Origin of the sequence: Synechococcus sp. MU1617 (assembly GCF_020514235.1) — a bacterium.
Lineage (GTDB): Bacteria > Cyanobacteriota > Cyanobacteriia > PCC-6307 > Cyanobiaceae > Parasynechococcus.
This window is the reverse complement of record NZ_VTLB01000002.1, coordinates 165,382-177,795: the sequence shown is the minus strand read 5'-3', so window position 1 is coordinate 177,795 and position 12,414 is coordinate 165,382. Positions and strand designations below refer to the sequence as shown.

Here is a 12,414-nt window from a genome sequence, read left to right as displayed (position 1 = left end):
TTTAAAGGGCAACCAACCAGCGGCCACTCAAGCTGACCATGAGCAGCACCATGCTGCCCGTGACCCAGGCCCGGCGGTCGAGATCCAGCAATCGGCGGCTCAAAATCGCAGCACCAACCCATCCAATCCCCACCACAATGGTTTGGCAGAAGCCGATCACATGGGGGTCGGCGGACCAGTGCGGCCAACCTTGCGGCAAGACGGTGCCCGCCTCGGCCATACCAATCGGCAGATGACGAGCGAGGAGAAGAGCCCAGAGCAGCGGCAATCCGGCGTACAGCCAACGCCGGTTGAGCCACAAACCAGCGGCTGCTGGTAGAGCAAGGGCCAGCGCAGCAAAGCTGAGCCTGGCCAGGAGGGGACCTTCATGCAATGAGGACGGTGCAAGGGGCAGCCATCCCAGCAGACGTTGCCAGTGGTGCAGGCATATGCCTCCAGCCAGCACAAGGATCAGGCCCCGCTCTCCGTCCGGGGCCTGCATGGTGCGTTGCAGATCAGCGGCTGGCGGCCGCAATCGCAACTGCACGGAGCGGTTGGGACAGGCTTGGGTGCAGGTCATGCAGAGCACGCAGTTGCGGTTGTCGCTGAGGTGGGCGGGATGGGTGCCCAGGGGACAGCCTTCGCTGGCCAGTCCCTCGCCGTCGGCGGGTCCACCCTTGAAGCAGGCGTAACTGCTGCAGCTGCCACTGCAGGTGCCGGCTTCGGCGCGGAGTTCAAGGATCGAGAGCTTGGCGAACAGTCCGTTCATGCCCCCGACGGGACAGAGGTAACGGCACCAGAAGCGTTTTTCAAACACCGTTGAACCGATCACGGCGCCAGCTGTGATGAGCAACAGCAGACAGCTGCTCAGCCAGGCGGTGTTCTCGAGGTTCCAGACCTCTTCCCACAGGAGAATCGCGGCAAAACCGGCGGCGAGCAAAGGAGCCCCCCAGCGGTCTGTGTCCCCATGGGGCCAGCTTTTCTTGTGCCATGGGGTCAGCTTTTGGGCGATCTGTCCCCAGACCATGAAGGGGCAGATGGCGCACCAGAGGCGGCCCACTAGCGGGTAACTCAGCAGGATCAACGGCCACCACCAGGCCCAGAACAGGGTCAGCATCGGATTGGCTGCGCGGTCTTGCGGGCCAAGCCAGAGCGCCAGGTTCACGGCCACGAACAGCCAGCTCACTAGGCCGAACAGCAGCGTGTTCCAGAGCGCCGGTGCGCGCATCCAATCCCGCAGCTGTGGCTTCCAGCGCCAGATGTCAAAACGGGCCCGCCGTTTTTTTTCTTCGGTCCAGAAGACCTCTTCAGGGAGGAGTGGTGGCAGCTCGCCCTGGCTTTGCTGACGTGCTTGACGCAGGGCGCGATCCACCATCGCTTCCAATTCGCGCAGGTTGTTGGCGAAATCGTGGTTCTGAAGCCGTCGCACCACGCTGTCCGGCAGGGCTGGTGGTTGGCCCCAGCCAAGGCCAGGGCTCTGCAGTCTCAGCCGGTAACGCAGCCAGTCCCCCAGGTCGGTTCGGCGCACCCGCAAAGGGGGGACGCGGATGGTTCGCACCTGGCCGTCGAGAGCTGGGATGGCGGCTTCGCTGGTGAACAACACGCGTCCTTGGAACCCTGGCGCTTCGCCACGGGCCATCGCGATCAAGCGCTGTTGGACCGCATCGTCGACGCGGTCCATGCCGCTCATCAGCAGGGTGCTGGATCCGAGCTCATCAAGCAGGTTGAGGCCGCTGCCCTGCAGATCACTGGCCTCCATTCGCACCAGCAGACGGCGCCGATCCGCTGATCCGTAGTGCACCAGGGCGGCGAGATTGTCTTTTTCCAGGCCAGGTTCGCCGCTGATCAGCACCGGTTGGCGTTGCGGGTCTCTGGCGGCCTCCAGCACCTCAGTGCGCAGCCGTTGGGCGTAGCGACTGGATCCCACCACACCGCGTCGGGCCCGTCCCAGAACGAAGGGAGCCAGCCGCTGCAATCCAGCGCTGGATTCAGCCACCGATCAGCTGCTCGCTCAAGCTCCAGAGCCGCTGCCGTTCGGTGGGTTGGCTTGCTGCTGGGGCAACTCGGCAGAGCGTCGGTGCACCCCGAAATCCGCCGAACTGTTCAGGGCCGTAGTGCTCGCCACCCTGCGCCGTTGCAGCGGTGGCGGCATGCAGTTGCGGCAGAGCACCCATGCTGGCGCTTTGAAACAAGGGATCCATCAGCCGATAGGCCAGGGCCTCGAAGCGGTTGCCGACGCTGGCGATCGCGGTGGGTTGGAGTTCCGTGCGCGCGACGCCGGGATGGGCTGCCAGGGAGCGGATGGGGCTGTCCTGCTCGCGCAGGCGTGCATCCAGCTCGAGCGCAAACATCACGTTGGCGAGTTTGCTTTGGCCATAGGCCCCATAGCGGTCGTAGCCCTTGCTCCAACTTGGGTCATCCCAGCGGATCTTGCCGAAGTACTGCGCCCCGGAGGTCACCGTCACCACGCGGGGATCGGGCCGGTTCTGCAGCAGCGGCAGCAGGGCCTGGGTCAGGGCCATATGCCCCAGGTGATTCACCCCGAACTGCAGTTCATGCCCCTGGGCGGTGGTGCGGCGCGGCGGTGCCATCACACCTGCGTTGTTGATCAGCAGGTCAAGGCAGCCGTAGCGCTCGCCAACCATGGTCGCCGCCCTTTGCACGCTGGTCAGGTCCGCCAGATCCAGGTCAACCAGATCCACCGCTCCCCCGTTCCGGTCTTGCAGCAAATCCTTTTTGGCCGTCTCGGCTTTGCGGGGACTGCGGCACGCCAGCACCACAGTGGCCCCGCAGCGTTTCAAGGCGCGCGCGGTTTCCAGGCCCAAACCGCTGTTGGCCCCAGTGATCAGGGCAATGCGCCCTTGCTGGTTCGGGATGTCAGCCGCGGACCAACCCATCGCGTTATGTGAGCCGGGGCTCAGTCCTCAGGGAAGAGCAGCTCGGCCAGTTCATCGGCGTCCACGTCGTAGACGCGGGCCAGGCTGGTTTCGATGGCGCTTGTCACTTCGCCGGGCAGGAAGCGCATCGAGTTGAGGGCGTCCTCGGCGATGTCATCGGTGAGCAGCTTTTCGTCGCTGTCCAGTTTTTCGTCGTTGATCACCGCCATCACCCAGCTCTGGTAGGCGTAGACCAGATCGGAGAACTCGAGTTCGGGATCGTTCAGGTCCAGGGCCATGGTGCGAATAGCCAGTCGCCCCAGTCTGACCTTTCGCAGGAGAAGATGAACAGCATGGATTCCGCTGATGCCACTGGCCTGCAGGCCACACTGTTTGATTTCTCAATTGCTGAGTTGGTGCGGCAACACCGGGAGAGCTTCCAACCCCTGTGGACGGCAGAAAGTTGGGTGAAGCTGCTGATCTGGTTGTCGCTGAATTGCGGCAGCTCCGGAGATGAAGCCGGCATGGCCCGTTTCGTCGAGGCGCTTGGACCAAGCCTCACCACCCGGATGCGGCGGGTGTTCTTTGAGCGGGAGCTGGAGGCCCTCGATCTTCAGGTGATGGCCGATCCGGCTGAGCAGCAGGTGCTGGTGTTGCCGATGGGTCCCGGTGTCCCCCTCGATCTGGAGCGCGCTGCCACGGTGATGGAGCAGGTTCAGTTGCAAGGCCATGTGGTGGCTGACCGGGAGCGCTGGCAGCAGCTGGATGCTGTGGTGGTGATTCCTCGCTTGGAGGCTGCTGCATGAACCTGATCGGGCGCTACAGCAATCCCGGCTTCGCGTCGGTTGCTGATGCGGTGCGTGAGTTCTTCGAGCGCCGTGTGGATTTGCAGCGGCCTGGCGTGGCTTTCGGGCCCGAGGGTGAGGGGGAACCGGCGAAACAGAGCACCGACATCAGCCTGGTGGCGATAGATCGCTCGGAACCCGAATCCTTCGCCCTATCGCAACTGATCCTTCGTGGGGTGACGGCAGGTTTGGAGCGCTATCTGCAGGAGCGGCCATTGTTCCGACAGTGCTGCCCGCAGCAGAGCCTGTTTGTGAATCCGATCTTCAACCTCCAGCACTACGCCCCCGGGGAAGGGTTCAAACGTTGGCATTGCGATTGGACCATCAGCCATGAGGCCACCGAACCGGTGCACCGGGTGTTGGCTTGGATCCTTTATTGCAATGACGTTGATGAGGCCGGAACCGAGTTTCACTGGCAGGACCACCACGAACCGGCTGAGCGGGGCAAGTTAGTGATCTTTCCGGCTGGTCCGTCCCATATTCACCGCGGTCGGGTCAACGAGAGCGCCAGCAAGCTGATCGCCACTGGTTGGATCAATGCCGGACGCCAGGAGGACTACTTAAGCCGTCTTGCCAGCTGAATCGCTGTCTGCTTCGGCCTGGAGCTGATTGGTGGGGCTGCCCAGCCGGTGGGTTTGCTCTTTGGCTGGGGGCCATTCCATCGGATACACCTGGCGCTGAGGGAAGGGAATGCCAATGCCGTTCTTCTCAAAAGCCGTCCAGATGGCTTGGCGCAAGTCACTCCCTACACCAAATGCTTCAAGGGGGTTGCGCACCCAGAAGAGCAGCTTGTAGTTGATTGAGGAATCGGCGAAATCCACCGTGAACGCAGCTGGCGGCGGGTATGGCAGCACCTTCTTGTGCTGACGTGCGACCTCCTCCAACACCGCGATCACTTGACTGGGTTCGTGGTGATAAGCCGCTCCCACCACCACCACGTCGCGGCGTGAGGTTTCTTCAGCGGTGTATGACTCCGCCTCTTGGGTGAAAAAGTTTTGATTGGGGATCAGCAGTTCCGCTCCATCGCGGCCGCGGCGTAATTGGGTGGCGCGTAGCCCCAGCTTCCGCACGGTGCAGGGGTCGCCGTTGATCATCAGGATTTCGCCGGGTCGCACCGATCCCTCAAACAACAACCAGAGGCTGCTGATGAAGTTGGAGATGATCTCCTTAATTCCGAAACCGATGCCCACGGAGAGGCCCCCGGCCACCGCCACCAGGGCGGTGCCGTTGATGCCGATGTAGTACGCGACACCCATCACGCCGATGGCGATCAACGAGTAACGAAGAATCACCTCCAGCGCCACGCGGCTTTGGGGCTTCATGCCGAAGAAGCTGCCCCCGAGCCAAGAAACGAACGCTGCCGGACGGCTGGCCAGGGCGATGACCAGATAAACGATCACTAGGGCGGTGAACAATTTGCCGATGGTGAGCGTTACCCCGAACACATCACCGAGGGAAATTAGCGACAGAGATTCTCGGCTTCCCAGCATCTGAAAAAAGGTGAGGATCGAAACCACCAGCAGTACGGGCCGGAAAAGCGACTTGTCGATTTCTTCCACAGGAACTTTGGGGAAGCGGCCGAGGATCAGCTGTTTTGTGGGCTCCACGCAGCGCCACAGGACCCAGAGGAGCGCCAGATACTGCAGAAAGCCTGCTGTGATACCAGACAGGGTCAAAAGTGTGGCGATGAGCAACAACGCCGCTGGCACAATCAGATGGGTAAGACTCGCGGTTAGGGGGCTGTTGAGCTTGCGCTTAAGCCGAGATTCACTGCTATAAGCTGCAACAAATAATCCCACTTGGAGTAGCACCGATCCACGCTGCAAATAGCCCAGCCAAGTGGTTGCTTCCGATGTCAGAGCTGAAATCATGGCTCTTCTCCGCGAAGGCTTTTGATGATGTCTTTGGTGGATTCTTCCGGGGTGCGGACGTCATAAATGGTGTCCATTAGGGCCTCAGAGATCTCTCGATACCGAGCTGGATCTCGGAACACACGAGCTTTGGATTGGCCCTTTGCGGCTTTTTCTTTGATCGACTCCTGCGCGTACATCACCAACGCCGCCGTTCCGCCAGGAATTTTAGAAGCCACGATTTTTGCTGCTTTCCGATTCACCGGCAGAGAATTTCGTCCGGCAAGGGCGTAGGTCTTTTGCGCCCAGGGCTTGGTGATGAAATCAATCATCACCAGGGCTTTCTCCCGCTGCGTTCTGCTTGAGTTTCGCCCCAGCGACCACACCTGAAGTTTGGTGGCTGCTTTGAGCTTCGTTGATGGCCCTTTGGGTAGCGGCGCGAGGGCAAGTTTGTCGTTCATTTGATCGCGCAATTCCCGCAGGCTGCTGCTCCAGCAGGTGATCCAGTCGAGCTCGCCAGAGATCAGTGCCTTTCTGAGGCTGCGTTGGTTGTTCAAAAAACGGATGTTCTGCTGATAGCTCGCGGATTCCAGCCAATGAAGCCATTGGGTGACCTTGGATTGTCGATCCAGATCGGGAGGACGCTTCGCCAGAGCTGCTTCCATCGCTTCGCCAGCATCAAAGGCTTCGGCACTCCAAAACAGGTCTTTCAGTTGCAATGCCATGCCGAAGTTGGTGCTTTCGCTTTCTTGTTCCATCTCCTCCAGGGTTGCTGGAGGAACCTCCAGCCGTTCTTTGTTGAAACACGCCAATTGCACAAACTGATTCACGGGTCGACCCACAAGCTGGCCGTCTCCAGCGGTGACGAGGTCGAACAAGTAACTCGGCGTGTCAGACCGATCCTCTGGAGAGATTTTGATGGGATCGGTCAGCTTGCGCCGGTAGAGCTCCAAGGCCGTGTCGCTATCGGTAATCAACAGGTCTGGACCAAATCCGCTTTGGGTTTGATCCGCAATTTCGTCAACGAAGTTGGCTTGTGTTGACAACGTCAGCTGAGGCCTAATCGAGGAGTCGACACTTCTGATGTGATCGATCGCGTCCTCGGTGACCTCGCGCAGCCTCTCGTAATCCTGGCTGGAGATGGTCTCCGCGCTGTTTACTGTTCGAACCACTTTGATAACAACCGGTGGACGCCAGTTGCTGCAGCCTGCACTGATCACTGCCAGTGCGATGCCCATGGCCAGATGCTGGATCCGGATCGCGGCCATCCCATCCCTTCGATGGATCGATGCTAGGGACGTTGGCCATCGCGGGCAGGGCTTTGCGAGCATGGCCGGCTGAACCGCTGAGCTTTCCGTGCCCGAACTGGCCAAGACCTACGACCCGGTTGGCACGGAGGCCCGTTGGCAGCAGGCCTGGGAGGACCAGGGGGCGTTTCATCCCGACCCGAAGGCTCCCGGTGAACCGTTCTCGGTCGTGATCCCGCCGCCGAACGTGACCGGCAGCCTGCACATGGGCCATGCCTTCAACACGGCCCTGATTGACACGATCGTGCGTTATCAGCGCTTGGCAGGAAAGAACGTGCTCTGCCTTCCGGGCACCGACCACGCCTCGATCGCGGTGCAGACGATCCTCGAGAAGCAGCTGAAACAGGAGGGCAAGACCCGCCACGACCTCGGCCGCGATGCCTTTCTGGAGCGGGCTTGGGAGTGGAAGGCCGAAAGCGGTGGCCGCATCGTGGGCCAGCTGCGGCGGCTGGGGTATTCCGTTGATTGGAAGCGCCAGCGCTTCACCTTGGATGAGGGCCTGAGTGAGGCAGTGAAAGAGGCGTTCGTGCGGCTGCACGAGCAGGGGCTGATTTACCGCGGTGAGTACCTCGTGAACTGGTGCCCCGCCTCCGGTTCGGCGGTGAGTGATCTGGAGGTGGAGATGAAGGAGGTGGACGGCCACCTCTGGCATTTCCGCTACCCGCTCAGCAGCGGTGACGGCCATCTGGAGGTGGCCACCACCCGGCCCGAAACCATGTTGGGCGACACGGCGGTGGCGGTGAACCCCACCGATGACCGCTATGCCCATCTGGTGGGCCAGACCCTCACCCTGCCCTTTGTAGGGCGGGAGATTCCGATCGTGGCCGACGACCACGTGGAGAAAGATTTCGGCACCGGTTGCGTCAAGGTGACGCCGGCCCACGACCCCAACGATTTCGCCATCGGCCAGCGCCACGGTCTGCCCCAGATCACGGTGATGCGCAAAAACGGCACGATGAATAAAGAGGCCGGTCAGTTCGAGGGGCTCGATCGCTTTGAGGCCCGCAAGGCCGTGGTGGCCGGCTTGGAGGAGCTGGGCCTGCTGGTGAAGGTTGAGGACTACCGCCACAGCGTTCCCTATTCCGACCGCGGCAAGGTGCCGGTGGAGCCGCTGCTCTCCACCCAGTGGTTTGTCAAAACCGAGCCTTTGGCGGCTCGCTGCCGTGAGGCCCTCGAGAAGCAGGATCCCCGCTTCATTCCCGAGCGCTGGGAGAAGGTCTATCGCGACTGGCTCACCGACATCCGCGACTGGTGCATCAGCCGCCAGCTCTGGTGGGGCCATCGCATCCCTGCCTGGTTCGTGATCAGCGAGACCGAAGGCAAATACACCGACACCACGCCCTATGTGGTGGCCCGCAACGAAGCCGAAGCCCTGGAGAAGGCAAAGGCGGAGTACGGCGCGGCGGCGGAGATCGAGCAGGACGAAGACGTGCTCGACACCTGGTTTTCCAGTGGCTTGTGGCCCTTCTCCACCCTCGGTTGGCCTGATGCCGATAGCGCTGACCTGCAGCGCTGGTACCCCACCAGCACCCTGGTGACGGGCTTCGACATCATCTTTTTCTGGGTTGCCCGGATGACGATGATGGCCGGCGCTTTCACCGGCGAGATGCCCTTTCAGGACGTCTACATCCACGGTCTGGTGCGGGATGAGCAGAACCGCAAGATGAGCAAGAGCGCCGGTAACGGCATCGATCCGCTGCTGCTGATCGAGCGCTACGGCACCGATGCTCTGCGCTTCGCCCTGGTGCGGGAAGTGGCCGGTGCGGGGCAGGACATCCGCCTGGACTACGACCGCAAGAAAGACACCTCCGCCACGGTGGAGGCCTCGCGCAACTTCGCCAACAAGCTGTGGAACGCCACCCGCTTCGCGCTGATGAACCTGGGCGGAGAAACGCCGGCCCAACTCGGCGACCCCGATCCCTCAGCGCTGCAGCTGGCGGACCGTTGGATCCTCTCCCGCCTGGCCCGGGTGAACCGGGAGACGGCCGAGCGCTACAGCAGCTACGGCCTCGGTGAAGCGGCCAAGGGGCTTTACGAGTTCGCCTGGAACGACGTCTGCGACTGGTATCTGGAACTGAGCAAGCGCCGGCTCAACCCCAGTGAGAACCCCTCAGCCGAGGCCCTTGCTGATCAGCGGGTGGCCAAGCAGGTGCTGGCCAAGGTGATCAGCCAGATGCACCTGATGCTGCATCCGCTGATGCCCCACCTCACCGAAGAGCTCTGGCACAGCGTCACTGGCGAGCCGGAGACCACCTTCCTGGCGTTGCAGCCCTGGCCGGTTCTAGATGAAAGCGCTTTGGATGATGCGTTGGAAGCCTCCTTCGCTGAGCTGATCGGTGCCATTCGTGTGGTGCGCAATCTGCGCGCGGTGGCGGGTCTCAAGCCCTCCCAGTCGGTGCCGGTGCGTTTCGTCACCGGCCGCGGCGAGCTGGCGGCTGTGCTGAGCAAGGGCATGGCCGATATCACGGCGTTGACGCGGGCGGAGTCGGTGGCAGTGATGGCGCCGGCGGAGGCCGATGCGGCTCCGGTGGCCAAGGCACTGGCGGGAGTGAGCGGTGAGCTCCAGGTGCTGCTGCCGATCGAAGGCCTCGTTGATCTCGATGCGCTCAAGGGGCGCCTGGAAAAAGACATCGCCAAGGCCGAGAAGGAGATCAAGGGGCTGGCGGGCCGCTTGGGGAACCCCAACTTCGCCGATAAGGCTCCGCCGGAGGTGGTGGCGGAATGCCAGGCCAACCTGGATGAGAAGCAGGCCCAGGCGGATCTGGCGCGTAAGCGCCTGGCGGATCTGAGCTGATTCGGTGATTCAGGTTCAGGGGCTGAGCAAGATCTACCGGGTTGCCGAGAAGCAGCCCGGGTTGGCCGGCACCCTGCGCCATTTCGTACGCCGCCGCACCAGGGATGTGATGGCGGTGCAGGACGTCTCCTTTCGGATCGAGCCCGGCGAGATGGTGGGCTTTCTCGGCGCCAACGGCGCCGGTAAAACCACCACCTTGAAGATGCTCTGCGGCTTGATCCACCCCAGCGCCGGGGAGGTGCAGGTGGCGGGGTACCGGCCGCAGCGCCGTCAGGCGGAGTTCCTGCGGCGGATCACCCTGGTGATGGGGCAGAAGCAGCAGCTGCTCTGGGACCTGCCGCCGATGGATTCACTGCGGGTGAATGCTGCTGTGTATGGCATCCCCGATGCCGTGGCTCGGCGGCGGATCAGTGAGCTGGCCGATCTGCTGGAGCTGGGGGAGGAGCTGACCCGGCCGGTGCGCAAGCTTTCCCTGGGTCAGCGGATGAAGGCCGAATTGCTGGCGGCGCTGCTGCACGAGCCGGAGGTGCTGTTCCTCGATGAACCGACCCTGGGGCTGGATGTGAATGCCCAGGCCCGGGTGCGCCAGTTCCTGGCGGACTACAACCGCCGCACGGGGGCAACGGTGTTGCTCACCAGCCACTACATGGCTGACATCACGGCGCTGTGTCCCCGGGTGCTGCTGATTCACCAGGGGCGGTTGTTCCACGACGGCCCCCTCGAGGCGCTGGCTGATCAATTGGCGCCGGAGCGGGAGGTGCGGTTGGAGTTGGAATCCCCGGTGGAAGCTGATGCGTTGGTGGGGTTGGGGCGTCTGGAGCAGTTGGAGGGCTGTGATGTGCGGCTGTTGGTGCCCCGCGACCAGCTCACCGCCGTGGTGGCGCAGCTGCTGGACCGCTTCCCCGTGCGTGATCTGGATGTGACCGATCCGCCGATTGAAGAGTTGATCGGTGGGTTGTTCCGGCAGGGGCGCGTCTGATGCAGATCTTCGGGCTGAACCGCCGGATCATTCGGGTGTTGCTGGGCTCCCAGTACGCCCACATGCTCGAGTACCGCGCTGAGATCGCCCTCTGGGCCCTCTCCGGGGTGCTGCCGTTCATCATGCTCAGCGTCTGGAGCGGCAGCGACGCGCGCTCAGGGCTGGGGCTGGATGGTGTGGCCCTTGATCGCTATTTTCTCAGCGCTTTTCTGGTGCGCCAGTTCTCGGTGGTGTGGGTGGTCTATGCCTTCGAGGAAGACGCTCTTCTCGGCCGTCTTTCGCCCTACCTGCTGCAACCGTTGCACCCGCTCTGGCGTTATGTGGCGGCCCATCTCGGTGAGCAGCTCACCCGTCTGCCCTTCGCGGCGCTGATCGCGGCGGTGTTCTTTGCGGTGCAGCCTCAGGCCTTCTGGGTGCCGACGTTGGGGGGCTTTCTGCTGGCCTGGTTGGCCACCTGGATGGCCTTTGCCATTGCCTTCCTGTTTCAGAGCGTGATTGCGGCCCTCTGCTTCTGGAGTGAGAAGGCCAGCGCCCTGGAGCGGCTCCAGTTCATTCCCTTCCTGTTCCTTTCCGGTCTCTTGGCACCGCTCACGGCGTTTCCGCCGGCGGTGCGGGCTGTGGCCCAGTGGACGCCCTTCCCTTACCTGATCGATTTTCCGGCTCGGGTGCTGGCGGGCCAGCCGGTGGATCTGTTGGCGGGCTTCGGGGCGCAACTGGCCTGGATCGCCCTGCTGTTGCCGTTGGTGCTGCTGCTCTGGCGGGCCGGCGTGCGGCGCTACAGCGCCATGGGGGCCTGATGGGGCGCTACTGGCGGACCCTGCGTCGCTTCTGGGGCACGGCCGTGGCGGTGCAGCTGGAGTATCAGGCCAATGTGCTGATCGAGCTGGTGGCGGTGGCAATGAGCCTCAGCGGCAGCCTGTTTCTGCTCTCGCTCTTCTATGGCCCTGATCAGACGTTGGGGGGCTGGAGCTGGGCTCAGGCCTTGATGGTGCAGGGGCTCTACACGGTGTTCGACGGCATAGCCACCACCTGGTTGCGCCCGAACCTCGGGGCGATCGTTACCCATGTGCGCGAGGGCACTCTTGATTTCGTGCTGCTCAAACCGATCGACAGTCAGTTCTGGTTGTCGCTGCGCACGCTCTCGCCTGCGGGGCTGCCGGAGATTGGCCTGGGGCTGGGGCTCTTGGCTTGGGGCAGCCATCAGGCCGGTGTGGTGCTCAGCCTTTCTTCCCTGTTCACCGTGCTGGTGATGCTGCTCGCCGGTGGCTTGATCCTCTATTCGCTCTGGTTTCTGATCGCCGCCACCAGCATCTGGTTCGTCAAAACCTGGAATGCCACCGAGGTGTTGCGGGCCCTGCTGGCCTCTGGCCGTTATCCCCTCAACGCCTACCCGCCTGCCCTGCGCCTGCTGTTCACCCTGGTGTTGCCGGTGGCGTTTCTCACCACGGTTCCCGCACAGGTGTTGCTCGGGGAAGCTGCCGCACCGATGCTGCTGGCGGGCTTGGCTCTGGCGGTGCTGTTCTTTGCGGCGGCGCGGGCCTTCTGGTTGTTTGCCCTGCGGTTTTACACCTCAGCCTCCAGTTGAGTGCAATGCTCCACGCCATGTGAGGTGAGCTCGCTTGATCTCATCGTTATCAGACAAGTCAAGACATCAATAATGTGATTTGGAACACGTTTTTGGTGTTGCCTTCGGTGCATTTAATGGCTTGATAATCCGATGTTGCGCTTGTTTTAAATACCGGCTCCTGTTTGTTCGGTTATGCAAGAGGTGAGACTTCTCTTTG

11 protein-coding genes are annotated in these 12,414 nt (G+C 62.4%); 6 read left to right on the top strand and 5 right to left on the bottom strand.

Annotated features, from left to right (window positions below; translation table 11 throughout):
• Position 1: 1 nt before the first annotated feature.
• From FZZ90_RS04755 to FZZ90_RS04745, 3 genes are read right to left on the bottom strand one after another with little or no spacing between them, the layout of a single operon-like run.
• Positions 2–1,975: a 4Fe-4S binding protein gene (locus FZZ90_RS04755; protein WP_226424608.1), complete on the bottom strand. Its 1,974-nt coding sequence runs from the start codon at positions 1,973–1,975 to the stop codon at positions 2–4.
• Positions 1,968–2,876, bottom strand: coding sequence for an oxidoreductase (locus tag FZZ90_RS04750; RefSeq protein WP_226424607.1), 909 nt, complete (start codon positions 2,874–2,876; stop codon positions 1,968–1,970). Before FZZ90_RS04750 ends, FZZ90_RS04755 begins: the two co-directional genes overlap by 8 nt.
• 20 nt (positions 2,877–2,896) lie before the next feature.
• A complete protein-coding gene (locus FZZ90_RS04745; protein ID WP_226424606.1) occupies positions 2,897–3,154 on the bottom strand; it encodes a hypothetical protein in 258 nt (85 codons plus the stop codon).
• 54 nt (positions 3,155–3,208) lie between these two features.
• Here FZZ90_RS04745 and FZZ90_RS04740 point away from each other — a divergent pair, with 54 nt between their 5' ends.
• Together FZZ90_RS04740 and FZZ90_RS04735 are read left to right on the top strand one after the other, a co-directional pair.
• Positions 3,209–3,661, top strand: coding sequence for a protein phosphatase (locus tag FZZ90_RS04740; RefSeq protein ID WP_226424605.1), 453 nt, complete (start codon positions 3,209–3,211; stop codon positions 3,659–3,661).
• The gene (locus tag FZZ90_RS04735) at positions 3,658–4,281 is read left to right on the top strand and encodes a 2OG-Fe(II) oxygenase (protein WP_226424604.1); all 624 of its coding nucleotides are present in this window, start codon (positions 3,658–3,660) and stop codon (positions 4,279–4,281) included. Before FZZ90_RS04740 ends, FZZ90_RS04735 begins: the two co-directional genes overlap by 4 nt.
• Here the strand turns inward: FZZ90_RS04735 and FZZ90_RS04730 are convergent.
• Entirely contained in the window at positions 4,261–5,571 is a 1,311-nt protein-coding gene (locus FZZ90_RS04730; protein ID WP_226424603.1) for a mechanosensitive ion channel family protein, read from the bottom strand. The genes FZZ90_RS04735 and FZZ90_RS04730 overlap by 21 nt on opposite strands.
• Complete coding sequence (locus FZZ90_RS04725) at positions 5,568–6,818, bottom strand: extracellular solute-binding protein (protein WP_226424602.1); 1,251 nt, start codon at positions 6,816–6,818, stop codon at positions 5,568–5,570. Before FZZ90_RS04725 ends, FZZ90_RS04730 begins: the two co-directional genes overlap by 4 nt.
• 88 nt (positions 6,819–6,906) lie before the next feature.
• Between FZZ90_RS04725 and FZZ90_RS04720 the strand changes: the two genes are divergently transcribed.
• Genes FZZ90_RS04720 through FZZ90_RS04705 form a run of 4 tightly spaced genes read left to right on the top strand, consistent with a single transcriptional unit; the run spans position 6,907 to position 12,215 of the window.
• The gene (locus FZZ90_RS04720) at positions 6,907–9,651 is read left to right on the top strand and encodes a valine--tRNA ligase (RefSeq protein WP_226424601.1); all 2,745 of its coding nucleotides are present in this window, start codon (positions 6,907–6,909) and stop codon (positions 9,649–9,651) included.
• Between the two features lie 4 nt (positions 9,652–9,655).
• Entirely contained in the window at positions 9,656–10,630 is a 975-nt protein-coding gene (locus FZZ90_RS04715) for an ATP-binding cassette domain-containing protein (protein WP_226424600.1), read from the top strand.
• Positions 10,630–11,427: an ABC-2 family transporter protein gene (locus tag FZZ90_RS04710; protein WP_226424599.1), complete on the top strand. Its 798-nt coding sequence runs from the start codon at positions 10,630–10,632 to the stop codon at positions 11,425–11,427. Before FZZ90_RS04715 ends, FZZ90_RS04710 begins: the two co-directional genes overlap by 1 nt.
• The gene (locus tag FZZ90_RS04705) at positions 11,427–12,215 is read left to right on the top strand and encodes an ABC transporter permease (protein ID WP_226424598.1); all 789 of its coding nucleotides are present in this window, start codon (positions 11,427–11,429) and stop codon (positions 12,213–12,215) included. Before FZZ90_RS04710 ends, FZZ90_RS04705 begins: the two co-directional genes overlap by 1 nt.
• Positions 12,216–12,414: the final 199 nt, after the last annotated feature.

Excerpts from the sequence above, each read along its gene's own strand:
- FZZ90_RS04750 (WP_226424607.1), bottom strand. The coding sequence starts at position 2,876 with ATGGGTTGGTCCGCGGCTGACATCCCGAACCAGCAAGGGCGCATTGCC.
- FZZ90_RS04745 (WP_226424606.1), bottom strand. The coding sequence starts at position 3,154 with ATGGCCCTGGACCTGAACGATCCCGAACTCGAGTTCTCCGATCTGGTC.
- FZZ90_RS04740 (WP_226424605.1), top strand. The coding sequence starts at position 3,209 with ATGGATTCCGCTGATGCCACTGGCCTGCAGGCCACACTGTTTGATTTC.
- FZZ90_RS04735 (WP_226424604.1), top strand. The coding sequence starts at position 3,658 with ATGAACCTGATCGGGCGCTACAGCAATCCCGGCTTCGCGTCGGTTGCT.
- FZZ90_RS04730 (WP_226424603.1), bottom strand. The coding sequence starts at position 5,571 with ATGATTTCAGCTCTGACATCGGAAGCAACCACTTGGCTGGGCTATTTG.
- FZZ90_RS04725 (WP_226424602.1), bottom strand. The coding sequence starts at position 6,818 with ATGGCCGCGATCCGGATCCAGCATCTGGCCATGGGCATCGCACTGGCA.
- FZZ90_RS04710 (WP_226424599.1), top strand. The coding sequence starts at position 10,630 with ATGCAGATCTTCGGGCTGAACCGCCGGATCATTCGGGTGTTGCTGGGC.
- FZZ90_RS04705 (WP_226424598.1), top strand. The coding sequence starts at position 11,427 with ATGGGGCGCTACTGGCGGACCCTGCGTCGCTTCTGGGGCACGGCCGTG.